Below are 24,965 nucleotides of genomic sequence, written 5' to 3'. Positions count from 1 at the left end.
TGTTTGCCTCCGGCTTCCTTCAGATTCCACCTCACGGTGGACACCCTTGCCTTTAGCTAACAGTTCCTACTGCCAAGTCTGTAGTGGACTTTCACCACCAAGTTATCGCCCATGCCGGGCGCACATGAAAAACACACCTCCGAAGAGGTGTGTTATAAATCTCTATGATAGTTTAAAAATTATTGAGCTGCTTCTTCCCACTCAGTAACTTCACCTAAGAAGATCGAACGAATTGTTTCTAATGATAAATCTTCTACTGTACTTTCTGGGTGAACTACAACAGAAATTCCATCAAGAGCGATGTTTGTTTGGTTTAATGCTGCAGCTTCATCTTCTGTTAATTCACGAGAAGACATACCTAAGTCAGCAGCTCCACCAGTTGCAGCTTGGATACCAGCAGATGAACCATTTGAAGTAATGTTAATAGTTACGTCTGGGTTTAAAGCCATGTATTCTTCAGCTAAAACTTCCATAACTGGAGTTACTGATGTAGATCCAACAACTTCAATAGTTCCTTCTAAGCCAGCAGCTTCGTATGAAGGTAATGAAGCAACAACTGATCCTGATTCTTCTTCAGTTGATTCTTCTTCTGTAGCTGACTCTTCTTCAGTTGTTTCTTCTGATGAAGCTTCTTCTTCTGTAGTTTCTTCTTCAGACGCAGCTTCTTCAGCTCCAGCAGACTCTTCGCCTTCAGCTGGCTCTTCAGTTGTTTCTTCTGATGCTGATTCTTCAGTTGTTTCTTCAGATGAAGCTTCTTCAGATGATTCTTCACCTTCAGCAGATGCAGAAGCGTCTACAGCGATGTATCCTTCTTCTTCAACGATTGTTTGTCCTTCTTGAGAGTGGATGAATGTTAAGAAGTCAGCTGATAAGTCAGATTGATCTTCTCCCCATGCCACTACGAATGGACGAGCGATTGGGTAATCTCCAGCGTTAATTGCTTCTGGAGTAGCTTCTGCTCCATCAACAGTAACAGCTTTAACTGTATCATTTAATGAACCTAATGAGATATATCCGATTGCATTTGGATCTCCAGCAACAGTTTGCATAACTCCGTTAGTACCGTTTTGGATTGCAGCTGATGTAGTAGTCATGTCATCTTCGTTTTCGTCAACAACACCAACGATTTCTACGAATGCTCCACGTGTTCCTGATCCATCTTCACGAGAAACAACGTTAATTGTTCCCTCTTGTGCGAATGCTGGTACAACTGATGATAATACTAATCCTGCAGTTGCTAATAATGGTAAAGCTTTTAATGTTTTTTTCATTAATGTACATCTCCTTTTGATTTCTAATGTTTCAACGACATCTAATCACTCGTCTGATAGTCAAACCATCAGCACACCTCTATTATAACAAGCGATTGTAAATTTAATGTAAATCTATTGTAAATTTTATGTTAAGACTCTCTGTTCTCCTTAACGATTACTTTAATAAAATAAAATCCCCTCTTTATTAAGCCTTAACTTAATGAAGAGGGGATGGGTATGCCATTAGTTTAATTCTACGATGTCTCCTGAGTGTAAGTACACAATTCTTTCGCAAATATTAGTCACATAATCTCCGATACGTTCTAAGTTATTTGCAACACCAATATAGTTAATACCTCCGATAATTACTTCAGTATCAAATTCCATTGTTTGTGCAGCAATTCCATAAATTTGTTGTTGTAGAGCATCTAACTCATTATCACGGTCAGCAATCTTACGTGCTGCTCTAACATCACCCTTAACAAATGCTTGAATGACATCAGTAATCATCTCTTGAGCAAGCTCACCCATTTGTTTAACAATATCATCTAGGCGCTCGATTTTTTCTTCGTCAGGATTACGACGAATGACAGTCTTAGCAACAGATGTTGCATGGTCAGCGATACGTTCTACATCTGAATTTGCAGAAAATACTGTAAAGATTTTTCTTAAATCTCCAGTCACTGGTTGTTGTAATGCTATTAGAAGGTATGCATCTCTTTCGATTTCAACACTTAAAGCATTAATTCTTAGGTCATCAGCAATTACTTCGTGCGCTAATTCATTATCATTTTCGTCAAACGCTTTAATCGCTTTATGTAATGACTCATTAGCGAAGTTACTTAACATAATTAATTTATCCAAAAATTTTTCTAATTCTTCTTGAAATGCTTCTCTCACTGTTTTTCCTCCTAGAAAATATACGTATTAGTTTAAATAAAATTAACCGAAGCGACCTGAAATATAATCGTCAGTGCGTTGTTCTGACGGGTTAATGAAGATTTTCTCAGTATCATCAAATTCAATGACTTCCCCAGTTAAGAAGAATGCTGTTTTATCAGAAATACGTGCAGCTTGTTGCATATTATGAGTAACAATAACAACCGTATATTTCTCTTTTAATTCAGAAATAAGTTCTTCAATTTTCCCAGTAGAAATTGGGTCAAGTGCAGAAGTTGGCTCATCCATAAGTAATACTTCTGGATCGTTAGCAATCGCACGTGCAATACAAATTCTTTGTTGTTGTCCACCAGAAATTGCTGTTGCATTTTTATCTAATTTATCTTTTACTTCATCCCAAATTGCTGCTGCTCGTAAACTTTCTTCAACAATTTGGTCAAGTTGAGTTTTATCTTTAATCCCGTGAGTTCTAGGTCCATAAGCAATGTTGTCATAAATACTTTTTGGGAATGGGTTTGGATGTTGGAACACCATACCAACTTTTTTGCGTAATAAATTAGCGTCATAGCCTTTTTCGTAGATATTTTGACCATCTAAAGAAATTAATCCATCCACACGAGCATATGATACTAAATCTTGCATACGATTTAATGTTTTGATAAATGTTGATTTACCACAACCTGAAGGTCCGATAAATGCTGTAACTACTTTCTCTTCAATATCCATATTAATATTTTTTAACGCTTGAAAATCACCGTAATAAAAGTCTAAGTCTTTAATTTTAAATTTTGTGTTAGCCATATTTTTTATTTCCCTCCAGAGCCTAGTCGATTACCAATTAAATTTGATAAGCCGTTAATGAATAGAACAATTAATATTAGAATCGATGCAACAGCATATGACTCATCTACGTGAAGTCCTTCTTGAGATAACATATACATGTGAACCGCAAGAGTACGACCTGAATCTCCTAGTGATGATATCATACTTGATGATGATCCTAAAGTATAGATAAATGCTGCTGACTCACCGACAATACGTCCAATTGCTAAGATAACTCCGGAAAGAATACCTGGCATCGCAACTGGCAGAACGACAGTAAAGATTGTTCTTAATCTTCCTGCTCCTAAACCATAACTACCCATACGTAAAGAATCATTGACCGAACGCAATGCTTCTTCAGTAGATGAGATGATGATTGGTAAAATCATAATTGTTACCGTTAAAATACCCGCAAAGTGAGAATATCCCCACTCAAACTGATATACGAATAAAAGCATACCAAACAGTCCGTAAACAATTGATGGAACTGCCGCTAATGTATCAGTTGCTAAACGAATAATTGGTAAGAATTTACTTTTTTGATCAGCGTATTCTACTAAGTAGAACCCAGTAAAGATTCCTACTGGACCTGCAATGAGTAATGATGCACCAATAATAATTAATGTTGAAATAATTGACGGCATCATAGACACATTATCAGTCGTATAATCCCATTCAAACATTGATGCAGATAAATGAGGTATTCCATTATAGAAGATATAACCTACAATGAAAAGTAACATACCTAATGTAAATAAACCTGCTGCCCATACTAATATTTTAAAAAAGCTGATTTTTTTAGTCATTAGTCGTTCCCTCCTCTGTTTTTAACGAACATGAAAGTAGTATTTAGGAGGATAATAAAGATAAATAATACAACCGCTGTAGCAATTAACGCTTCTCTATGGCGACCACTTGCATAACCCATCTCCAGAACAATATTCGTCGTTAACGTACGAACACCTTGGTTTAAATCGTTAGGGATTGCTGGTTGGTTACCAGTTACAAGAATAACAGCCATTGTCTCACCAATCGCACGACCAATACCTAAGATAATCGCAGATAAGATACCTGATTTTGCAGCAGGTAATATAACGCGCATAACTGAACGGTCATGATCAGCACCTAAACCAACACTCGCTGAGTAGTATTCTTTAGGAACAGCACGTAAAGATGCCTCAGACAAACCAATAATAGTAGGTAAAATCATAATACCTAACAATGTAGAAGCCGTTACAATATTCATCCCTGTTCCACCCATTAAATCACGGAAGAATGGCACAAATAATCTTAATGCAAAATAACCGTATACAATAGATGGAATTGATGCCATTAAGTTAATTGCAGGCTTTGCAAATTTATATAACCAGTCAGGACAGTAGAATGCCATAAAGATAGAAGAAAGAACACCGATTGGAACCCCAATAATAATTGCTCCTGCTGTAACAACAAGTGACCCAACAATCATTGGTAAGATACCAAATGAAGGTTTGGAAGCAGTTGGACGCCATACCTCGTTAAAAATAAAGTTACCAATTCCTTCTTCAAGTATAAAAGGTACTCCACCTTCAAAAATGAAGTAGAATATTAAAATAATCGAAAGAATCGATAATGACGCACACACTATGAAAACATATTTCATAAATGTTTCAGTAAAATTAGACTGCATACAGAATCTCCTTTAAAAAAATAAGTTACATTACAATTAAGTACCGTAATAGAATACTTGCGTCTTCATTTTACAACTCAATTGTAAATTTTGTGTAAATATTTATAAAGCGGTTTATTATAGTCATTGTAAAGACGGGAACTCGGGAAAAATTGCAACAATAAAAAAACACTTTATATCATCAAGTATTGTTACAACCGAATTACACAAATGAATCTATATATATTTTTCTGCATATAATTTCTATGATTAAAAATATATAGATTGCATAGGTGAGACTCATACTTTTTCGCTTTATTAAATGCTTTTTTAATATAACTTTTAGCTTGACTCAATGGGAAATAAATTATTCTAAAGGGAGTTTGATATGGAATGTGGTACCAATTCCCACCTCACTTTCAACATGAATGGTTCCGTTCATGTTCATAATTAAGTTACGTACAATTGATAAACCAAGCCCGGTTCCACCTGAATTTCGACTTCGCCCTTTATCTACTCGATAGAAGCGTTCAAAAATTCGTTCTTGGTCTGCTTTTGGAATTCCAATTCCTTTATCTGAAACAGAAAAATGTACAGAATTATTAACTTGTTCAATATTAATTTTTACCTCACTATCGACATCTGAATAATTAATGGCATTATCAATCAGATTTGTAAAAATTTGTTCAATACGATGTTGATCTGCCTTCATCATCACAGGTCTCTCAGCATCAACTGAAATACTAATATGTTTCCTATCAGCCTGTTTGTAGAAGAACTGAATTAGATTATTCACGGTCTCTACAACTTCAAACGGCTTAACAACCATAGGTTCACTTTTCTTCTCAACACGAGACAATTCTAAAATATCACTAATAATCGTCTCTAACCGATTACTTTCATTTGCAATGATTGTAATAAATTTCTCCGCTAACTCTGGTTGCTTTAAAGCACCATCTAAAAGTGTCTCAGCAAAACCTTTGATTGCTGTCACTGGTGTTCTTAACTCATGTGAAGCATTCGCAACAAACTCTGTTCGAACTGTTTCTAAGCGTCTTACTTGTGTAATGTCATACAACAAGACAAGAATCGATTCAATCTCATCAGGTGATTTCCCGTAAGGAATAATATTCACATCTATAAATTTAGACGTCGGAATATATAGTTCGATGTGATTGCTTAATGGCTGATGCGTCTTAAGTGCTTCATTAATCATATCTACCAGTACATAACTCTTAATTACTGCCTGGAAAGATCTTTGCGTTGTATGTATATCTATATTTAATAATTGCATCGCTTCAGAATTAATTAATTCGATTTTTCCAGAATTACTTATTAAAACTACACCCAAGTTTAAATGTCCCATTAATAAGGATAGTCGTTGCTCACTAGCATTTAAATCACCACGTTTGGTTTTTAACTCTTGTTTTAATGTCGAAATATTTGTACCTAAATTATCGATAACGGGTAAATTACCTCGTATATATTCAAATTGGTACTGATCATCTTCTACATGTTCAACCGCTAAATTGATGGCTTCGATTGGTTTTGTAACAAAGTTGATTATATGTCTATACACCAAGTATATTAGAAGTAAGATTAGGAAAATAATGACTGCCATCCACAAATAAAAGTCATCTAACTGATCTTGAAACAACGACTTGTTATAGTACTTTACTAACTGATACGTCCCATCATTTGCTTCGATTGGCGTGTAAACAACATAACCATTTAGATATACCTTGCTCGACACTTTATCTTTTGGAAAGTCTTTTAACTGTTGTCGAACCGTTTGTAGTCGGGTTCTTTCAGCAAAATCATTCCAAATAACTTCGCCATCTTTCAGTACAATTGATTCTGCGCTATCTGTACGCTTGAATGGTTCAATTTTTAACTCGACTTCTGAAAAGTTCTCAGCATTCACTCCTAAATCTTCTAGAAATTCTGCTTGAATCTCAGCTCGTGTCTCCAAAGGCTGTAATATTGAACGATGAATAAGTTGTCTCACAAAATACCCAGAGATACTGATTCCAATTACTACGCACACAATTAAAATAATTCGGGAATTGCGTTTATGTAATCTCTGGTTAAAAATCATTCTTTTGGCACCACGAATTTATACCCAAATCCTCGCACGGTTTTGATATATTCAGGATTTTTCGTATCCTTTTCGATTTTTTCTCGTAAATGACTAATATGAACATCGACAATTCGTGTCTCACCCGCATAATCAAAGCGCCAAATACTATTTAATAATTGTTCACGACTTAAGATACGACCTTTACGAACAGCCATATAAACTAATAACTCAAATTCTTTAGGTGTCACTTCAATTTTATCGCCGTGAACGACAACTTCATATCGATCAGCGTAAATTTCAATATCACCTAATTTAATCACTGAATCTGATTCATCTTGTAATAAGTAACGATCTTCTTCGTAGTCATTATAATTATCTTCTAATTCACGTAACTCAGCATCAACTGCTTCTTGATGAGCTTGTTCACTGTCTTTTTCTGACATATGTTTTGCTTCAGTTCTTCTCAAGATTGCTTTTATTCTTGCCGTTACTTCTCTAGGACTAAATGGCTTAGTCATATAATCATCTGCACCAAGCTCTAAGCCGATTACCTTATCGTACTCGTCATCTTTAGCAGTTAACATCAGAATCGGTGTATCTATATCCTCTTGTCTTACCCGACGGCAAATATCCATACCATCCATTCCTGGTAACATCACATCTAATATAATAAAGTCGTATTCATTCGTCTTTATCATCTTATATCCACTTTCACCATTATTGGCGGTGTCAACGGTATATCCGGCTTCTTTTAAGTTGTATTCTAATAATGTTAAGATTGCAATCTCATCATCAACAACTAGAATATGTTTCATAATTATCCTCCAGTTCATACCTATATACTATAATAATGCTCGTGTCTCCTATCTTATCAAAGTATCAAACCATTTTGTACAGGAAACTCTACATCATTTTTTATTATAACATTCTTTTAATATTCATTCTGTGTATATATTGTACCTTATCCATTAAAAAAAACTCAAAGGTTACGTAAGCTCTTGCTTTAATAATCTTTGAGTTTTCATATGACTATTTAAAATTTTAAAAATCGTTTAATCGACCGCCTTGCTCCGATAACACCTAATAAAATTCCTATAATGACTAAACCACCCGCAACATAATAAATAAATGGTGTGGTTGGTGTAAAGGCAATGACTTCTACTCCTGTAATCTCAACGGTGGCACTTTGCATCCCTTCATAAGCTCCGTAAAGTAAGACACTGGCAAAGATCGAACTAATTAAACCTATAAAGGCTCCTTCATAAGCAAATGGTGCGCGGATATAGCTATTTTGTGCCCCAACTAAGCGCATAATTTCAATTTCAGTTTGCCGTGCGTAGATGGTTAACTTGATTGTATTCGATATTAGCGCTACTGCAATTACAACGAGAACGGCTGCAATTAATGCAAACACAACTCTGACAATTTCAAGGGTGCTCAATAAGTTTTGCGTATCAATTTCACCATAAGTGACATCCACAGCGTAAGGTAATTCACTAATTTGCTCTGTGACAGCGTCTAAATATTCTGTATCTTCAACAGATACAACAAACACATTAAATAATGGGTTCGCATCATCACTAAATAGAGCAAACTCTTCCCCGACCCGGTCGATTAAGTCCTCTAGTTCTTCTTCTCTTGTTCGATACGTTATATCAGACACATACTCTATCTCTTCGATGGCTTGGTGTAAGTCCGCTTCATCTTGTTCATCTGCAGCTAGGTCGATGTGAGCTCGAATTTGAACGCCTTCTTCGATATCTTGAGTTATATTATCAACGTTACTCAAGAGCATAATTAATCCACCCACCATTAAGAGTGTGACTGTCATTGTTAAGATAGAGGCAGCAGTCATCCAACCATTACGAAATAAATTACGGAAACCATTACGGAGTTGTCTGAAGAAATTTCTAATGCTTTTCATTATATTCCCCCTCATACTCATCACGAACGAGATTGCCTTTTTCTAAACGAATTAAGCGGTGCTTAAATTCATTAACCAAATGGTCATTATGTGTTCCCATGAGAACAGTGGTTCCATTCTGGTTAATGCGTTCGAGTAATCTAAATATCTCAATTGCATTCTCAGGGTCCAAGTTTCCGGTTGGCTCATCGGCAACGAGAATACGTGGGTGATTAACAATCGCACGTGCAATCGATACTCGCTGTTGCTCCCCACCTGATAACTCTTTTGGATATTGGTTTACTTTTGTTCTTAACCCAACGAGTTCCATAACTTCTTTAACTCGCTTTTTAATTTCTTTACGACTTTTCCCTGTTACTTCCATCGCATAGGCGACATTTTCATACGCCGTTAGGGATGGAAGGAGTTTAAAGTCTTGGAAGATGACCCCGACTTGTCTTCTTAACATAGGGACATCTTTTGGTTTTAATCTATTTAAGTGATATTTTCCTACGACGACTTTTCCTTGCGTTTGTATTTCTTCACGGTAAAGAATTTTCATTAATGTCGATTTACCGGACCCACTCGGTCCAACGAGGTAGGCAAACTCGCCTTGTTCGATTCGTAGATTAATGTCGTTCAATGCAACAACACCATTCTCATATCGTTTCGATACGTTTGTTAATTGAATCATGTCCTTATCCTCACTTTCAAAATATTCTGTCCCATTGTATATGAAATATGTATCACAGTGATAACAAACTGCTAACTATTAGATTATTCAATGGACCATTTTAGATAGGCATCAATAAAATCATCTAAATCCCCGTCCATGACTTTATCGGTATTTCCAACTTCATAATTTGTACGGTGGTCTTTAACCATTGAGTAGGGATGGAAGACGTATGATCTAATTTGTGAGCCCCAGCCAATCTCTTTTTGATCCCCTTTAATTTCAGCTAGTTCTTTTGCTTTTTGTTCAACTTCAAGTTGGTGCAGTTTCGACTTTAATAGTTTCATCGCTTGTTCACGGTTTTGAAGTTGTGATCTTTGAGCCTGACTTTGAGTCACCACTCCAGTTGGAATATGAGTAATACGTACAGCAGAATCCGTCTTGTTAACATGTTGTCCACCGGCACCACTTGCACGATATGTATCAATTCGAATATCATCTGGATTGATATTTATTTCAACTGATTGGTCAATCAAAGGCATTACCTCTATAGAAGCAAAAGAAGTATGACGACGTGCATTTGAATCAAAAGGCGAGATACGAACTAAACGGTGGACTCCTTTTTCTGATTTAAGTAAGCCATAAGCATTATGTCCTTTAATCTCTAAGACGACACTTTTTATACCCGCTTCGTCTCCAACTTGATAATCTAAGACTTCAACGCTGAAACCTTTATGATCTGCATATCTTTGGTACATACGAAGGAGCATACTTCCCCAATCCTGGGACTCAGTTCCTCCAGCACCGGGATGAATTTCAAGAATAGCGTCATTTTTATCATATTCACCAGAGAGTAGTAGCATTATTTCATAACTATCTATGGCTTTAGAAAGAGCTTCAGTTAATTCCTCAGCTTCTTGATACATCTCTTCATCTTTCGTTTCATTATATAATTCAAGTGCCATCGTCAACTCTTCAACTTGGTCTTCAAGTGAGCTAATGGTTTGGTATGTTTCTTTACTACTGTTTAACTCTTGGATGACTTCTTGAGCTACCTCATTATCATCCCAAAAATCTGGTTGACTCATTTGATATTCATAATCTGCAATATCCGCTTCTAATGCGTCTAAGTCAAAGAGACCCCCTAAAGCTATCCATCTTTTCTTGAGCAATTTCGACAAATTGTGTCATTTCATAAAGTTCCATCGTTCTATTCACTCCATCTAATTAAATTCCTTTGTAGTATAGCACCATAATAATCTTTCGTAAAAGAAAAACCGGCAGTGATAATTCCCCTGCCGGCTAACTTATTCAAAAATTAGTTTGTTCCACCTGGTTTATTCACTTGCTCACGTTCAACATTTTGTCTTACTTGAGCTTTCATAATAAAGCGAGTGACATCATATTCAATCGCGGCAACCATTTCTTCAAAGCGGTCAAATCCTTCTGTTTGGTATTCAGTTAATGGATTCGTTTGAGCATATGCTCTTAGTCCTACACCTTGACGTAAATGATCCATCATATCAATATGATCTGTCCATTTAGAGTCAACAACACGTAAGATAATTACTTTCTCAAACTCAGCAATTTGTTCTGGTCCATTAAGTTGAGAGATTTTTTCACTATATACTTCTTCAGCTTTTTCATATAAGAAGTTTACTAATTCCTTTTTATTTTTACCTTGTAAGTCTGATAACTCTAAAGTTTCTGGATTTACAATCGCTGAATGTGCGAAGTCTAGTAAAGATTCTAATTTCCAATCTTTTTTCTCACCTTCGGTTGCATAAGCAACTTGGCGTTCTATGGTACGTTTGATCATTGCTTTGACATAATCTGTTAATGGTTCACCTGCATCAATCACTTCGTGACGTTGTCCATAGATAACTTCACGTTGTTCACGCATAACTTCGTCATATTCAAGAACATTTTTACGTGTATCATAGTTATTACCTTCTACACGTTTTTGAGCTGATTCAACTTGACGAGTTAACATGCGGCTTTGAATTGCTACATCGTTCTCATCTTCGTCTTCGTTTAATTTCTCCCAGAGTCCTTTAATACGGTCTGAACCGAAACGACGCATTAAATCATCTTCTAATGATAAGTAGAATTGTGATGCACCTGGGTCACCTTGACGACCCGAACGACCACGTAATTGATCATCGATACGACGTGACTCATGACGTTCTGTACCGATTACACATAAACCACCTAACTCCTTCACTCCGCTACCTAGTTTAATATCGGTACCACGACCAGCCATGTTGGTTGCAATTGTAACTGCGCCGCGTTGACCAGCTTGCATAATAATTTCTGCTTCTTTGAAGTGGTTTTTCGCATTTAATACTTCATGCGGTACACCTTTTCTAGTTAAAAGTTGTGATAAATATTCTGATGTTTCTACCGCAACCGTACCAACTAGAATTGGTTGGCCTTTTTCGTGACGGCGAATAATTTCATCCGCTACTGCGTTAAATTTCGAGCGTAGGTTCGGGAATAATAGATCCGCTGCGTCATCACGAATCACTGGACGGTTTGTTGGGATTTGAATAACACTCATCGCATAAATTTCACGGAACTCATCTTCTTCCGTCTTAGCTGTACCAGTCATCCCAGCTAATTTGTTGTACATACGGAAGTAGTTTTGGAACGTTACTGTCGCCATAGTCTTAGACTCATCTTCAATGTCTACGCCTTCTTTCGCTTCAATCGCTTGGTGTAGTCCATCTGAGTAACGACGTCCTTCCATGATACGTCCGGTAAAGCCGTCAACGATTTTTACTTTTCCTTCGTCAACTACATAGTCAATATCGACTAACATAATGTAGTTGGCACGTAAGGCTTGGTCAATATGGTGAACAAGTGCAGTATTATCTACGTTATATAAGTTTTCTAAACGGAATACTTTCTCTGCTTTATCCACTCCGCCGTCTGTTAAGTTGATTGATTTTGATGTTAGATCAATTGTATAATCTTCATCTTCTTTTAACCCTTTAACAAAGTAATCGGCACGCGTATATAAAGCTGTTGATTTACCAGCTTGCCCAGAGATAATTAAAGGAGTTCTTGCCTCATCAATTAAGATTGAGTCAACCTCATCGACAATCGCGTAATAAAGTGGTCTTTGAACCATTTGGTGTTTGTAAACAACCATATTATCACGTAAGTAGTCAAAGCCTAGTTCGTTATTTGTACTATAAGTAATATCTGAGTTATAAGCTTCACGTTTTTCACTTGGGTTCATTGAGTTTAAGTTCAAGCCAACTGTTAGGCCTAAGAAGCGGTACACTTCTCCCATTTCTTTCGAGTCACGAGTTGCTAAGTAATCGTTCACTGTTACAACGTGAACACCTTTATCAGCTAACGCGTTTAAGTAAACTGGCATTGTTTCAGTTAACGTCTTACCTTCACCAGTCTTCATCTCAGCAATATTACCTTCATGGAGAATAATTCCACCTTGGATTTGAACTTTATATGGGAATAATCCAAGTACACGACGAGCTGCTTCTCTTACAACAGCGAATGCTTCAGGTAAAATGTCCTCTAAAGTCTCTTTGTTAGCGAGACGGTTTTTAAATTCAGTAGTCATGTTACGGAGTTGTTCATCAGTCATTTCACGGTAAGTAGGCTCCATAGCCATAACTTCGTCAGCGATTTTACTTGTTCTGCGTAATTCGCCTTTATCATTTTCAATTAAATTTTTAAGAAAATTAGCCATCAATACTGCTCCTTTTATTCATTATCTATGTCATGTAAGACCTTGATTCAGTCTGAATCGGCCAATAGTTAAACACACTTCCCTATTCTAACATGAATATCGAAAAATGAAAATATCAAATAGCATTCATAAGCACTCTTATCAAGAATTTCAGGGGTTTTTCTCATTGTCTTTAAAGTAATTTTTAATTCTTTGTAATTTCTTAAAATATATCAACAAAAAAGGCAAAGGACACATTGTCCCTTGCCTTTTAATATCTTTATAATGCTGTCATTAGAGTGATGAGGTTTCTATTAAGCCGTAACGACCATCTTTACGACGGTAAACAATTGAAATTTCCATTGTTTCAGCATCTGTATAAATAAAGAAGTCATGACCTAGCATGTTCATTTGTAGAACTGCTTCTTCGCTGTCCATTGGTTTTAAATCTACTCGTTTAGAACGAACGATTTCTAATTCTGGGTCTTCAGAAACTGGCTCCGCTGGAGCAGATGTATCTGGGTATAAGCCTTCGAAACCACGTTCTCTTGACTTACGGTTAATTTTTGTTTTGTATTTTCTTACTTGTCGTTCTAATTTATCCACGACAAAGTCAATACTTTTATATAAATCTTCACTTGTCTCTTCTGCACGAAGAACTAAGAATGGTAATGGAATTGTTACTTCAGCTTTTGCAGTTTTATCAGAATATACTTTTAAATTTACATAAGCAGTTGCGTCCGGAACGTCTGTAAAGAAACGTTCTAATTTTTGAACTTTTTTCTCTGCATAATCGCGAATTGCTTGTGTAACCTCGATATTTTCTCCACGTACATTATAGTTAAACATACTAATCCCTCTTTTCCAATATTTTCTAATACTATGAATTAATTAAACTCAAAGTTAATATGGAATAAATGCAAGTCTCTATTATTCACTCAACTTTACCTCTCACTTAACATTTGATTCTAAAGAATAAATAGTGATTAGGAAAAAAAGTAGTTATCTACCACTTTTATTTATTATATCATAGATCCAGTATATTGAAAACGTAAACACTCTCTAGATTTCGTATTAATTACGAAACTGTTGTCTTAAAGTATCACCGGTCGAAATCCCAAGAAATTCATCATTTTCTTGAATGATATAATCCCCAGTGAACTCCACGTGAAACTGCTCCGTATTTTCTTTGCGAATGGCGATAATATTCGTACCGTATTTTTCACGGAAATTCATTTGGCTTATTTTCTTACCAATCCACTTGTCTTTTACTGGGAAAATACTGATATTGTTACGGTTATCAAGTCCAATTAATTCATGGACCGTTGGGTTACTTAATTCACGTGCAATTCGAACACCCATCTCTACTTCTGGTAATATGACACCGTCCGCACCAACTTTTAGTAAGACATCTCGGTAATCCGCATTTTTAGATTTGACGATAATTTTTTCGATGCCTAATTTTTGTAGATGGAGAATAGCTAGGATAGTGTCTTCTAATCTTTGTGATGTTGCAACAACTGCGATATCACAGTCACCAACACCGGCATCTTTCAGTTGATCAATCTTTGTAAAATCACCTTGAAGGCATTGAGCTACTTCATCAATAATCTCTTCAACATGATCCATATTTTTGTCCATCCCAATAACATCAATATTTTCTTTAGTTAAAGTACGCGCTAGTGATGTTCCAAATAAACCTAAGCCTAACACGGCAATTGTTTTTCTTCTCATAATTTCTCCTTTTATCCTACCATAATATTCATTTCTGGATAATGCACTTTAGATTCTTTCTTTGGTCCGCCTAATGACCAAAAGAAAGTCATTAATCCGACACGTCCAACAAACATTAATAACATCATGACAAATTTGCCTATAACTGTTAAATCTGGTGTCAAACCAAGTGACAAACCAACCGTTCCAAAACACGACATGACTTCCATTAAGATATACTCCATTCCAAAACCATGCGGAATCTCTTCGGTTATAAAGAGAATCATTGAACTCGATATTAGCATAATGATACCCACGAAGATAATGAAGAACGCGCGTTTAACGTTGTCATAAGAGATATGTCTCGAGAAGACATTAATTTCTTCCCCTTTAAACATTCGGTACATAAACATAACAACCAGCCCGATTGTTGACACTTTCACTCCCCCAGCGGTTGAGCCAGAAGATCCACCGATAAACATTAATATGAAGGTCATAAATAAACCTGCATGAGAAACGTCCATGTAATCAACATTCGCGTACCCTGCTGTTCTTGGGGTGACCGCCATGAAGATAATATTGGCTAATTGATCGCCAAGAGAAAGGTGATTGAATGTCCCATAGCGCCATTCTGATAAACCAATAAATATTATACTGATTGTCAGAATAATCCCCGTCAAAATTAGGGTGAATTTAGAATAACGAGTCAGTTTTTTATTCTTCGGAAAAGAGATAATATCCATCCAAACAATAAAACCTAAACCACCCGAAAATATTAAACTCGCGATTATTAAAAGGATATAAGAGTTATCTTGAAAGCCGATTAAACTATCTCCAAATAAATCAAATCCTGCATTATTAAAGGCTGAAATACTATGAAAGATTGAATAAAAAAAGCCGGTACTTAACCCGAGTCTTGGGATTAAAACAAAACTTAACGCTAAAGCCCCCAGTGCTTGAATAGTTAAAGACACTTTCACGATACTTTTTACGATATCTTGCATCCCATAACTTGAAGATAAATTCAGTGTTTCTAGAACTAGATTTCGTTGTTTAAGATTAACTTTTGCACCGAGTATAGTGAAAAAAAGCATCCAAATCGTTAAGAATCCAAGCCCTCCAATTTGAATTAAGGTAATAATAATGGTTTGGCCAAAGGGACTCCAATGTTCTGCTGTATTCAAAGTGACTTGACCGGTCACACAAATAGCAGATGTAGCTGTAAATATCGCATCAACGCCATTCGTCCAATTACCTGCTTGTGAAGACACTGGTAACATGAGCAAAAACCCACCAATTAGGATAAGTGACAAATATATACAGACTACAATTTGCGGAATAGTTAATTTATCTATGATTCGATTTTTCATTTTTTCTTACAACTCACTCCTTTCTGCTTTGACTCATACTTTTGATCATCCAAAGAATGTAGTCAATGATGTAGGCTACAAGGACTGAAACCGGGTGAATCCATTCTTGCATTTGAATCGCTAAGTAGATTGTTCCAATGACAAGCGCAAATGATAGGACAGTATAAAGAATGTATAGTCCCATATTGAATGATTTTTTATCAGATACATAATTTAAATACTTGTACATGAATGTTCTTCGTATGAAAATAAAGAACCAACCATATAACCAACCTAAGCCATATGACCATTCAAATATGCATAATATTGCCGTGATTATTATAATAAAAACAGCAAGTGTCCGCCTATTCAATCTGTATTCACCATTTTCTTTTTATAATGAGCCTATACTAGCATACCCTTATTTAAAACACAATTAAAAGCCTTGTTATTACTTGCTTAGTTGGTCTCTAGCAACGCTAACGCTTATTAACCGGATTATTCTATCACGTTCTTCATAAAACTGATACAAGATTTTTTTAGCATGAATAAGCGTGGCTCCAGTCGTATAAATATCATCAAAAATTAACCAGTTTTCTTTTGACAAGTCTAGTGCCTCTTCTTTAATTTTAAAGGTGTTATTTAGATTTAACCTTTCTTTTTTTGATTTTTTTGCTTGTTTTACGCCGTCACCGATATAGTCAAAAGGAACTTGATAGGGTATGTCTGCTACATCAAGTAAATAAGCAGTAGGGTGGAATTGTCGGGTCTTTAAACTTGACGGGGAACTTGGTAATACTACCCATTGGTACTCCTTGTATTTTTCATAAACCTCTTTTAAATATGAGGCTAGAATGGCAGCCATACGAACGTCACCATGGTATTTGTAATTTACAATCCACTCTTGCAACGCTTCATTATAGTCAAATAAAGCTTGGTGACTGATTAATTGACTCGGTGTATTTTTATGCCAATTCGCACAATCGAAACAATACGCCTGCTGAGATATGACTATAGGTTTTAAAAAAACATCTTTGGAGCTAGCATCTAAAGGCCGCCCACAACCTTTGCAATCATCAGCTTGTGTGACTAATAATTTAAATTTACTTTGACATGTTTGACAAAGAATTGGAAAAGTTAACGGTCTAAAAATAAATAATTGCTTAATAGATAAATAATGATTGAGGTGTTCACTACAAATTAAGCAGATATCACTTTGAGCTATAGCCATCGATTAATCCCCTTTCACTAGCCAATTGGTTCATTTCCTTAATTTGCTTACGTGCTTCTAGCATTGCCAGATTCTTACCTCCATGGGCATAAATTAATTCTCCGGTGGGAAAACTAGGTTTACGACCGACCCGCCCGCTCATTTGAACTAAAGTTGATGTCGAATATAATTGCCTCTCTGATCCAACAATGCATACGTGACAATTGGTGAAAGTAACTCCTCTTTCAAGGATGGTCGTTGATATCAGCGCATCATAATTACCATCACGCAATGCTTGCACTTTCTCTTTTCTCTGGGAATCTTTCGCATGAACTACTGCAATCTTCAATTCTGGCCAAGCTTTACTCAACCATGCAAACAGATTCTCCGCCAAGCGAATATTTGGCATAAAGACTAATTTCACTCCCTCTAGATTTAGAAACCAATTGAGCAATGAGTACAGTCGTCTTTTTCTGCGTTTTTCAATTTGTTGGCGCCAATCACCTATCCAAAAAAATTGTGGCTCGGGAAGCGGATTCCGGTGATACCTTGCGGGAAGAATGGTGGATGTCATATTTTTATTAGCTACTTCTTGCGTTAAATGTTGATCAGGCGTTGCAGTTAAATAAACCAATTTCCCACTGGACTTTTTTACTGCTCTTTTCGTCGCAAAATGTAAACTGGCATCATTGACGTAGGGAAAAGCATCGACTTCATCAACAATTAATAAATCAAAAGCGTCTTGAAATCTTAATAACTGGTGAGTCGTAGACACTACCATCGGAGAATAACGATACCCTTCCTCACTTCCACCATAAAGGAGAGTGACATCAACACTTTCAAAAGCTGCTTGAAGTCGGGGTTTCAATTCCATACAAACATCGATACGAGGCGACGCTACACAGACTCGACCGTTGCGTCGTATAATGTGATCAATCACTGGAAAAATCATCTCTGTCTTGCCTGCTCCTGTCACCGCATGCACCATATGGGTCCGGTCACTGTCCTCTAGACTTTCAATTAAATCTTTTGAAGCGCGTGCTTGTTCAGGTGATAAAGTTCCCTGCCAAGTGAGTTTACTCTGTGTTGGTGTTGTTAGATAACTTTGTTGGTCTTGTAAGTAATAAAGCGAATCGCCTTGAAGAACTCGCCCCATCTGTAGACAATTTAAACAGTACACGCGCTCATCAGTTAAATTGAAGACGGCTTGAGTGGGTAAGGCGGTGAATAATTTAGATTGTTGATTACGACAACGCCGACAGCAATAACCATCTTGAGTTATTTCAATTGCTGGTTGTTGCTCCATTTGGTCTAATACTTCATTGAGTTGTGGTGTTTCATCTAAGTCACTTAATTGCAGTTCTACTTCTGCACTAGTCAAAAGTCGTCCCCACAGATTTTTTATGTAAGCTTCTTGTTGGATTGGAATCACTATTTCTTCCAGCCTTTCGTATTTTTTGAACGCTTACCGTTCTATATATAAATACGTATTTTTAAGGTGTTTCCATTATTAAGTTTTTATAAAAATTTGCTTTTGATGATACTAAAGACGATCCGCATTCCCATTTGACTTGAGTTGAAGTAATTAAAGACAAACCACAATCTCATTTGGCCTAAGACGCCGTACTGTGAATCCAGACAACAAAAAACCGTTCCTCAGTTTTCACTGAAAAACGGTCATTGCTTATGATAGGCGAATACTATTAAGTTTTTCTTGAACCAGTTGTGGGCGAAGGGCTCTTTGATAACTATTTCTCCATTCACCACTAAGGCAGGAATATAATCGATGTCAAAAGATCTTCGCGGTTAAAATCGCAGTTCTTCACTGTGCAGGTTCAAAGGAAATGACCGGTGTTTTACTGTCGCTTCTGGAAATTTCTTTAAAATCTCTTGCAAACGTCTGGATTGGATATAACAATACGAGCAGACAGAATTGTGAAAAAATTCGATTTCCATAGTCGCGTCCTCTAAAAACCAAACATGTCGTCTTGTTTATTCCAAACTTCCTTGTAAGTTTCTGAGATTGAAATCGTATCATCCAGTAAAGTTTGTAATCTCAATTCGATTTCATCATTGACTGTGCCATCCGTATTAAAGTCCGTGTCAATAGCATAAACATATTTTGGAATAATAACTCCATGCATATAATGGATAATTGGTTTAATTTGAGTTTCTGGAACTAAGTAATGGCGTAGTGATCCTCCAGTAATAATTAGTCCGATCACTTTTCGGTCAAAGGCTCGAACGGGTAATAAATCAAACAGATTTTTTAAAGCAGCTGGAATCGATGCTTGGAAGATTGGTGCGCCAAACATAATGACATCACTTTCCATAATTGCTGACGCTACTTCTAATGTATCACCCGAATAATCTAAATAATTGCGTCCATCACTGAATTGAATTTTCTTATCTTGAATATTTAAATAGCGAATATCATGTTCAGTTTCGTAGGACTCTTTCATCAAATTATAAAAAGTCGTCGTTATTCTCTTAGTTTTAGTTCCACCGGTTGAAGCGGATAATATTAAAATTTTCAATCGATTACTCCTAGCTATTTCTTAGTATGTTTTTTAACTTCTGGAATGACTTTTGTTGCTAATAAATCAATCGTACGTTTGATGTCATCGGTTGAAACACCACCTAAATCGATTTGCCCAACATAGCGATCCATTCCAAAGACTTCGTGTTGATATAGTAACTTTTCAATAACTAAACTTGGATCTCCAACATTAATGATGCTTCTTGAATCTAGTCCTTGAGCAAACTGCTGTTTAGGGAATGACTGTCCATTCGAGTGAACCATTCCTGAGTTTACATGTGGGTAATACTCTTGGAATGCTTTTTGAGCGTCTTCACGAACATATAAATAACTCGCTGTTGCGACTGGCAAAGTGTTTACGTCATAACCTTCGTGAACCGCAGTTTCACGGTAAGCATCCGTTAAGTGTCTAAAGGCTTCAGCAGGGCCACCTAAGTAAGCTAAGTAAAGCGGAATGCCTGCAATCGCAGCGTTTCTAGCAGAATTTAAAGAACCACCAACCGCACGCCAAATTGGCAAGCTACCCGATTCATTATCCGGTCTTGGAAGAACTTGCGCATCATTTAGAGGTGCACGGAATTCCCCTTCCCATGTGACACGTTTATTTCGGTTAATTTTAAGTAATAAATCTAGCTTTTCTTCAAATAAAGCTTCATAGTCATCTAATTTGTAACCTAATAAATCAAAGATTCCGACACGAGAAGCACGCCCTGCGACTATTTCGAATCTTCCGTCTGAAATTAAGTCAATGGTTGCCGCATCTTCATAAACGCGGACTGGATCAGACGTACTGATAATGGTTGCACCAGAAGTTAGTTTGATATCTTTGGTTGCTTGAGCGATCGCAGATAGAATAATCATGTGTGCTTGTGACACAAAATGTTCTTGATGTGATTCCCCTACTTGGAACACATCCATCCCTGCTTGTTCAGCAAGTAAAGCCATCTCGATGATTTGATCAATACGCTCTTTCTCAGACATTCTAACACCTGTATGTGGATTGGTTACAATATCTCCTAATGTGTAAAGACCAAATTCAATTCCGTTTGATGTATCAATTTGTGGTAATGTATTTTTTTGAGATTTCATAGTAATTTCCTTTCTATGACTTCGTATATTTTTTTACAGTGGGCATAACTTTATCAGCTAATAAGTAGAGCGTCTTTTTCACTTCGTCAAACTCCATCCCAGCAAAGTCAATTTCAGCACTAAACCTTTGTTGTTTAAACGCTTCGTGTTGGTACAAAATCTTCTCAATGATGAGTGATGGTTCTCCAATAGTTACAACGCTTTTAATACTTTGTCCTTGAGCTAATGCACGTTTGGGAAAAGACTCTCCATTCGTTAATTTAAAACCTTCATTGATATGCGGATAAACTTGACGGTAGGCTTCTTTCGTACTTTCACGAATAAAGACCCAACCACCCGTCCCGACAGGAATATTATCAATATCATGCTCTGCTTCTTTGGCAGCGGTTCTAAAATTATTAATGCGGTTTGCATAGATCATGACCGCTCCTGCTAATGTCGCTTGAAACACAGGCACGCCTAATTCACCTGCACGAATTGCTGAAGTCATTGTATTCCCTAAGCCTCGCCAAATAGGTAGATGATTCTTTAAAGGACGCGGCAATATTAACGCATCATTTAAAGGTGCTCTAAACTCACCTTCCCAAGTGACTCTTTCACCTTCATTTAGTTTCAATAATAACTCAAATTTTTCTTCAAATAATTCTTTATAAGCAACACTATTATAACCTAATAACTCAAAGGAACCAAACCTTGATGCACGTCCTGCAATTAATTCCATTCGGCCATTCGATATTAAATCTAAGGTCGCTGCATCTTCATAAACTCGAACTGGGTCTAATACGCCAATCGTTGTAACTGCCGATGACAATCGGATATTTTTCGTCGCTTTTGAAATTGCTGTCAGAATAAGTAAGTGTGATTGTGATACGAAATATTCCTGATGAGACTCGCCTAATTGGAAAATATCGAAACCAGCATCTTCAGCAAGCTTTGCTAATTCAATAATTTCTTGAATCCGTTCCTTGGCTGAAATACGCTTTTTAGTATGTGGATTCGGTAAATGGTCTCCTAATGAGTAAAGTCCAAATTCTATTCCATTCGATGTATCAATCTTAGGATTAGGACTGTGAATCAAACTCGATTTAGACATGTCATCCTCACTTTCGTCATATTTATATATTCATTTTACTACGTTTCTCTTATAGTATAAACCATCTTTGACCATTCTTGATAAAATTCGCTAAAAAAAAACAAGCCAAGAACGGCTTGTTAATATTTAATATATTATAATTGCAATTAATTTATTAGAGGGAGGATTAACATCCCTTTTGCTCCTTTACCAGTATGTGTTGAAATAACCGTTCCTAAACCATTTATACGTATGTTTATATTTGGGAATTTTGCTTCCATGCCTTGAGCGATTATCTCAACTTCTTTTTGGTCTAAAGCATGTGCAAATCGCACTTCAATCCCATCCGGGTATTCTTCGGATGCTTTTTGAACAAGTTCATGCCATCTTTGATACACTCTACGGTTTGTACGTAATTTCTCAAATAGTACGATTTTACCTTCTTCGTTAAAGTATAATAGTGGACGTATTTTTAATAAATTTCCCAAGACGGCACTTGTCGTACTTAAACGACCGCCTTTAGCTAAATTGTCTAAGTTCTCGACCATTAAATATATATCCAAATGCGTTGCTTGCCAAGTGGCACGTCGATAAATCTCTTCAGCATCAACACCTTCTTGACACCAAGTAATGATGTTCTCGATGATGGCCTCCATCGCAACAGACGCTGCTAAAGAGTCAATACAGTAGCTGTCAATCAGATGTTTATATTCATCTAAAACCATTTTCCCGCTTTGGAATGTACCACTAATCCCACTAGATAGATGAATAGCAAAGATAGTATCGTAACCATCTTCAATAATTTGATCCACTGTGTCATAATAATGTCCAACAGACGGTTGTGACGTTGTGGGTAGTGAGGATTGAGTTTCTAACTGTTTGAAGAATGCTTCTTGCTCTTTTGGATCATTGGTGTCATGGGCAATCGAACCATCTTCAAAAATAACATTTAAGTTTACTTGATAAACATTTGGAAGTTGTCTCAATTCTTCTGATAAATATGCTGTACTATCAGTAATAATTGCTGGTTTCATTCTGGTCTCCTTTCTATAAGATTCTAAGATGATTTTATTCATCTCGATTAAACTATATTATGGAATTCATAGGTTTATGTCAACTAGTGATACTCCCATTTTTCCTTATACTAAAGCTTCAATGTTCTTTTTACATATTTGAGCTAGTAGTTTAAGCATGATAATATAGTCATAAGACAATTACAAAGACAAGGAGCATCACTTTGGTTAATTATTATAGTATCAAAGAACCGATTATTCATGAGATTGATATTAAGAAATCTCGCTTTATTACGTATCTAATTCCCATTCAAACAGAAGAAGAATTCAATGAACAACTTGCTGCGATCCGCAAAAAACATTATAAAGCGACGCATCATTGCCAAGCCTTTATCTTAAACGCAGATTCATCGATTCAACGTATGAGTGATGATGGTGAACCGAGTGGAACCGCTGGAGTTCCGATGTTAGAAGTTTTAAAGCGAAACAATCTAACCTATATTATGGCCGTGACCGTAAGATACTTTGGCGGAACAAAACTGGGTGCGGGTGGCTTAATTCGCGCTTATAGTACGTCGGTCAGCGAAACGCTAAACCACGCTAAATTGATTGCGAATGCAACGCAAATGGTGATTGAATTAACATTAGAATATAATCAAGTGGATAACTTTAACTACTACTTGGAACAAACGAGTACGCCTATTACAGTTCTTGACACTCAGTATACAGATAAAGTGTCTCTAACCTTAGCTTTGTATCTAGGTGACATTGAGCCGGTCCATCAAGAATTAATCGACCTATTCAGTGGGCAAATCGAATGGACTGAAATCGGTGAACAAACCGTTGATGTTCCCGTAACATCTACACAACCTGACTAAAGCACTTAGAGACTAGTATTAATTCACTTAATGCTAGTCTTTTTTATTTTGGTAACTTTGGTAAAATTCCGATTCCTAATGAGTTTTTACCCCCATGCGTTCCAAGAACGGGGGTTAAGTAGCCTACTCTAAAAGACATCTCCGGATATTTTTCCAATATTAACTCTTTCACTTCTAAAGCACTGTCTTCACAGTCCCCATGTGCTAAGGCCAAATCAATACCATCTGGATATTTAGCCACCGCTTCATCCACTAGAGTTAGGTACCTTTGATAAACTTTTTTAGTTGTTCTAACTTTTTCAAACACTTCGACTTTCCCCTCATCATCAAAATGTAAAATCGGACGGATTTTTAAGGTACTTCCTAGAAAGGCACCGAACGAACTTAATCGACCACCTTTAACAATCGCATTCAAGTCTTCAATGACAACATAAATCCTTGCTTGTTCAGAGAACCAGTTTAATTTTTCTTCGATCGTATCCAAATCAAAACCAGCTTCATTTAATTCAATCGCATATTCTAACAGTCGCTCTTCAACGTATGACGTTCCCTTGGAATCAATCATTCGAATATCTAAAGACTTTTGATAATGCTCACTAATCATACGGAAAGTATTATACGTCCCACTAATTGCTGACGCTAGTGTAATGATAATTACTGAATCGAACCCTTTTTGAACAATATCATCAAAGGATTCACTTAATTTCCCTTGTCTAGGTTGCGAAGTCTTCGGTAACTCTTCTGTTGATTCTAAGCGTTGATAAAATTCTTTCATCAAACTTAAGTCCGTTGTATCCGTATATGCAGTGTCTCCCCAAGTGACTTCAAGATTTTGCACATAAACATCAGAACGGTTTCCTAGAGTTTCATTAATACTCGATGAACTATCTATTATATACGCAGTTTTCATATCTATCTCCTTCAAATGACTTGGTTGTATTTTAATCATCACGAATTGTAACAAAGTAACATTAACTATCTATGTATTAAATGATCTAAAAATCGAGTAGGAGACTAGCCATTATTTGACTAGTCGACCTCTCACACCACCGTGCGTACGGTTCCGTACACGGCGGTTCAATACCTTGCGTAAGCAGACTCTACCAATTCGCTTAGTGGAACTAAG

General features: G+C 36.5%; 24 protein-coding genes. 1 reads left to right on the top strand and 23 read right to left on the bottom strand.

Features of this window, described 5'->3' with window-relative positions; all coding sequences use genetic code 11:
• Nucleotides 1-179: 179 nt before the first annotated feature.
• From ACEN31_RS08150 to ACEN31_RS08045, 22 genes are all read right to left on the bottom strand, one after another.
• Entirely contained in the window at nucleotides 180-1,271 is a 1,092-nt protein-coding gene (locus ACEN31_RS08150) for a substrate-binding domain-containing protein (protein WP_407089461.1), read from the bottom strand.
• A gap of 225 nt (nucleotides 1,272-1,496) precedes the next feature.
• Nucleotides 1,497-2,153 (bottom strand): phosphate signaling complex protein PhoU, encoded by a 657-nt coding sequence (phoU, locus tag ACEN31_RS08145; RefSeq protein WP_407089459.1) that lies wholly within the window; start codon nucleotides 2,151-2,153, stop codon nucleotides 1,497-1,499.
• Nucleotides 2,154-2,195: 42 nt separating this feature from the next.
• Complete coding sequence (gene pstB, locus ACEN31_RS08140; protein ID WP_407089458.1) at nucleotides 2,196-2,954, bottom strand: phosphate ABC transporter ATP-binding protein PstB; 759 nt, start codon at nucleotides 2,952-2,954, stop codon at nucleotides 2,196-2,198.
• 5 nt (nucleotides 2,955-2,959) lie between these two features.
• Nucleotides 2,960-3,781 carry a phosphate ABC transporter permease PstA gene (gene pstA, locus ACEN31_RS08135; RefSeq protein WP_407089456.1) on the bottom strand — a complete coding sequence of 274 codons (822 nt, stop codon included), beginning with the start codon at nucleotides 3,779-3,781 and terminating at the stop codon, nucleotides 2,960-2,962.
• The gene (gene pstC / locus ACEN31_RS08130) at nucleotides 3,781-4,644 is read right to left on the bottom strand and encodes a phosphate ABC transporter permease subunit PstC (RefSeq protein WP_407109131.1); all 864 of its coding nucleotides are present in this window, start codon (nucleotides 4,642-4,644) and stop codon (nucleotides 3,781-3,783) included. The genes pstA and pstC overlap by 1 nt, the downstream gene beginning before the upstream one ends.
• Before the next feature lie 346 nt (nucleotides 4,645-4,990).
• Nucleotides 4,991-6,670: a two-component system histidine kinase PnpS gene (pnpS, locus tag ACEN31_RS08125; protein WP_407109130.1), complete on the bottom strand. Its 1,680-nt coding sequence runs from the start codon at nucleotides 6,668-6,670 to the stop codon at nucleotides 4,991-4,993.
• Between the two features lie 47 nt (nucleotides 6,671-6,717).
• Nucleotides 6,718-7,518 (bottom strand): response regulator transcription factor, encoded by an 801-nt coding sequence (locus tag ACEN31_RS08120; RefSeq protein ID WP_231606915.1) that lies wholly within the window; start codon nucleotides 7,516-7,518, stop codon nucleotides 6,718-6,720.
• 218 nt (nucleotides 7,519-7,736) lie between these two features.
• Complete coding sequence (ftsX, locus tag ACEN31_RS08115) at nucleotides 7,737-8,627, bottom strand: permease-like cell division protein FtsX (RefSeq protein WP_407089453.1); 891 nt, start codon at nucleotides 8,625-8,627, stop codon at nucleotides 7,737-7,739.
• Nucleotides 8,614-9,300, bottom strand: coding sequence for a cell division ATP-binding protein FtsE (gene ftsE / locus ACEN31_RS08110; RefSeq protein WP_338490112.1), 687 nt, complete (start codon nucleotides 9,298-9,300; stop codon nucleotides 8,614-8,616). Before ftsE ends, ftsX begins: the two co-directional genes overlap by 14 nt.
• Nucleotides 9,301-9,383: 83 nt before the next feature.
• Nucleotides 9,384-10,485 (bottom strand): peptide chain release factor 2 gene (gene prfB / locus ACEN31_RS08105; RefSeq protein WP_407089452.1). Its coding sequence is split into 2 segments (ribosomal slippage): nucleotides 9,384-10,412 and nucleotides 10,414-10,485, totalling 1,101 coding nucleotides; the frame shifts between segments, so codons are not numbered across the junction.
• Nucleotides 10,486-10,597: 112 nt separating this feature from the next.
• Nucleotides 10,598-12,997, bottom strand: coding sequence for a preprotein translocase subunit SecA (gene secA / locus ACEN31_RS08100; RefSeq protein ID WP_407089451.1), 2,400 nt, complete (start codon nucleotides 12,995-12,997; stop codon nucleotides 10,598-10,600).
• A gap of 273 nt (nucleotides 12,998-13,270) precedes the next feature.
• The gene (hpf, locus tag ACEN31_RS08095) at nucleotides 13,271-13,825 is read right to left on the bottom strand and encodes a ribosome hibernation-promoting factor, HPF/YfiA family (protein WP_407089450.1); all 555 of its coding nucleotides are present in this window, start codon (nucleotides 13,823-13,825) and stop codon (nucleotides 13,271-13,273) included.
• A gap of 225 nt (nucleotides 13,826-14,050) precedes the next feature.
• Nucleotides 14,051-14,710: a potassium channel family protein gene (locus ACEN31_RS08090; protein WP_407089449.1), complete on the bottom strand. Its 660-nt coding sequence runs from the start codon at nucleotides 14,708-14,710 to the stop codon at nucleotides 14,051-14,053.
• Nucleotides 14,711-14,721: 11 nt separating this feature from the next.
• The gene (locus tag ACEN31_RS08085) at nucleotides 14,722-16,059 is read right to left on the bottom strand and encodes a TrkH family potassium uptake protein (protein ID WP_407089448.1); all 1,338 of its coding nucleotides are present in this window, start codon (nucleotides 16,057-16,059) and stop codon (nucleotides 14,722-14,724) included.
• A gap of 13 nt (nucleotides 16,060-16,072) precedes the next feature.
• Nucleotides 16,073-16,288 carry a hypothetical protein gene (locus tag ACEN31_RS08080; RefSeq protein WP_407089447.1) on the bottom strand — a complete coding sequence of 72 codons (216 nt, stop codon included), beginning with the start codon at nucleotides 16,286-16,288 and terminating at the stop codon, nucleotides 16,073-16,075.
• Nucleotides 16,289-16,489: 201 nt separating this feature from the next.
• The gene (locus ACEN31_RS08075) at nucleotides 16,490-17,269 is read right to left on the bottom strand and encodes a hypothetical protein (protein ID WP_407109129.1); all 780 of its coding nucleotides are present in this window, start codon (nucleotides 17,267-17,269) and stop codon (nucleotides 16,490-16,492) included.
• Nucleotides 17,250-18,629, bottom strand: coding sequence for a DEAD/DEAH box helicase (locus ACEN31_RS08070; protein ID WP_407109128.1), 1,380 nt, complete (start codon nucleotides 18,627-18,629; stop codon nucleotides 17,250-17,252). Before ACEN31_RS08070 ends, ACEN31_RS08075 begins: the two co-directional genes overlap by 20 nt.
• A 425-nt stretch (nucleotides 18,630-19,054) precedes the next feature.
• A complete protein-coding gene (locus ACEN31_RS08065) occupies nucleotides 19,055-19,204 on the bottom strand; it encodes a DsbA family protein (protein WP_407109127.1) in 150 nt (49 codons plus the stop codon).
• A gap of 11 nt (nucleotides 19,205-19,215) precedes the next feature.
• The gene (locus ACEN31_RS08060) at nucleotides 19,216-19,785 is read right to left on the bottom strand and encodes an NADPH-dependent FMN reductase (RefSeq protein ID WP_407109126.1); all 570 of its coding nucleotides are present in this window, start codon (nucleotides 19,783-19,785) and stop codon (nucleotides 19,216-19,218) included.
• A gap of 14 nt (nucleotides 19,786-19,799) precedes the next feature.
• On the bottom strand, nucleotides 19,800-20,876 hold the full coding sequence (locus tag ACEN31_RS08055) for an LLM class flavin-dependent oxidoreductase (protein ID WP_407089445.1): 1,077 nt from the start codon (nucleotides 20,874-20,876) through the stop codon (nucleotides 19,800-19,802).
• A gap of 13 nt (nucleotides 20,877-20,889) precedes the next feature.
• A complete protein-coding gene (locus tag ACEN31_RS08050) occupies nucleotides 20,890-21,969 on the bottom strand; it encodes an LLM class flavin-dependent oxidoreductase (protein ID WP_407109125.1) in 1,080 nt (359 codons plus the stop codon).
• A gap of 146 nt (nucleotides 21,970-22,115) precedes the next feature.
• A complete protein-coding gene (locus tag ACEN31_RS08045) occupies nucleotides 22,116-22,982 on the bottom strand; it encodes a DegV family protein (protein WP_407109124.1) in 867 nt (288 codons plus the stop codon).
• A 203-nt stretch (nucleotides 22,983-23,185) separates the two neighbouring features.
• On the opposite strand from ACEN31_RS08045, the gene ACEN31_RS08040 reads away from it, so the two are divergent.
• Entirely contained in the window at nucleotides 23,186-23,839 is a 654-nt protein-coding gene (locus ACEN31_RS08040) for a YigZ family protein (RefSeq protein ID WP_407109123.1), read from the top strand.
• 43 nt (nucleotides 23,840-23,882) lie between these two features.
• Here the strand turns inward: ACEN31_RS08040 and ACEN31_RS08035 are convergent, their stop codons facing one another.
• A complete protein-coding gene (locus ACEN31_RS08035; RefSeq protein ID WP_407109122.1) occupies nucleotides 23,883-24,749 on the bottom strand; it encodes a DegV family protein in 867 nt (288 codons plus the stop codon).
• Nucleotides 24,750-24,965 lie beyond the last annotated feature (216 nt).

It is taken from the genome of Ruoffia sp. FAM 26255 (genome assembly GCF_045528525.1).
GTDB classification, from domain to species: domain Bacteria; phylum Bacillota; class Bacilli; order Lactobacillales; family Aerococcaceae; genus Ruoffia; species Ruoffia tabacinasalis.
Note: the sequence above shows the minus strand (reverse complement) of the source record. Positions and strands in the feature narration are given on the sequence as shown.

Bases quoted from the DNA above. Each gene is read 5' to 3' on its own strand.
- hpf (WP_407089450.1), bottom strand. From the start codon at position 13,825: ATGTTTAACTATAATGTACGTGGAGAAAATATCGAGGTTACACAAGCA.
- pstA (WP_407089456.1), bottom strand. From the start codon at position 3,781: ATGACTAAAAAAATCAGCTTTTTTAAAATATTAGTATGGGCAGCAGGT.
- ACEN31_RS08035 (WP_407109122.1), bottom strand. From the start codon at position 24,749: ATGAAAACTGCGTATATAATAGATAGTTCATCGAGTATTAATGAAACT.
- ACEN31_RS08050 (WP_407109125.1), bottom strand. From the start codon at position 21,969: ATGTCTAAATCGAGTTTGATTCACAGTCCTAATCCTAAGATTGATACA.
- ftsX (WP_407089453.1), bottom strand. From the start codon at position 8,627: ATGAAAAGCATTAGAAATTTCTTCAGACAACTCCGTAATGGTTTCCGT.
- ACEN31_RS08045 (WP_407109124.1), bottom strand. From the start codon at position 22,982: ATGAAACCAGCAATTATTACTGATAGTACAGCATATTTATCAGAAGAA.
- ACEN31_RS08090 (WP_407089449.1), bottom strand. From the start codon at position 14,710: ATGAGAAGAAAAACAATTGCCGTGTTAGGCTTAGGTTTATTTGGAACA.
- secA (WP_407089451.1), bottom strand. From the start codon at position 12,997: ATGGCTAATTTTCTTAAAAATTTAATTGAAAATGATAAAGGCGAATTA.
- pstB (WP_407089458.1), bottom strand. From the start codon at position 2,954: ATGGCTAACACAAAATTTAAAATTAAAGACTTAGACTTTTATTACGGT.
- ACEN31_RS08075 (WP_407109129.1), bottom strand. From the start codon at position 17,269: ATGGCTATAGCTCAAAGTGATATCTGCTTAATTTGTAGTGAACACCTC.
- ACEN31_RS08055 (WP_407089445.1), bottom strand. From the start codon at position 20,876: ATGAAATCTCAAAAAAATACATTACCACAAATTGATACATCAAACGGA.
- ACEN31_RS08120 (WP_231606915.1), bottom strand. From the start codon at position 7,518: ATGAAACATATTCTAGTTGTTGATGATGAGATTGCAATCTTAACATTA.
- ACEN31_RS08085 (WP_407089448.1), bottom strand. From the start codon at position 16,059: ATGAAAAATCGAATCATAGATAAATTAACTATTCCGCAAATTGTAGTC.
- pstC (WP_407109131.1), bottom strand. From the start codon at position 4,644: ATGCAGTCTAATTTTACTGAAACATTTATGAAATATGTTTTCATAGTG.
- ACEN31_RS08065 (WP_407109127.1), bottom strand. From the start codon at position 19,204: ATGGAAATCGAATTTTTTCACAATTCTGTCTGCTCGTATTGTTATATC.
- ACEN31_RS08080 (WP_407089447.1), bottom strand. From the start codon at position 16,288: ATGTACAAGTATTTAAATTATGTATCTGATAAAAAATCATTCAATATG.
- ACEN31_RS08150 (WP_407089461.1), bottom strand. From the start codon at position 1,271: ATGAAAAAAACATTAAAAGCTTTACCATTATTAGCAACTGCAGGATTA.
- ftsE (WP_338490112.1), bottom strand. From the start codon at position 9,300: ATGATTCAATTAACAAACGTATCGAAACGATATGAGAATGGTGTTGTT.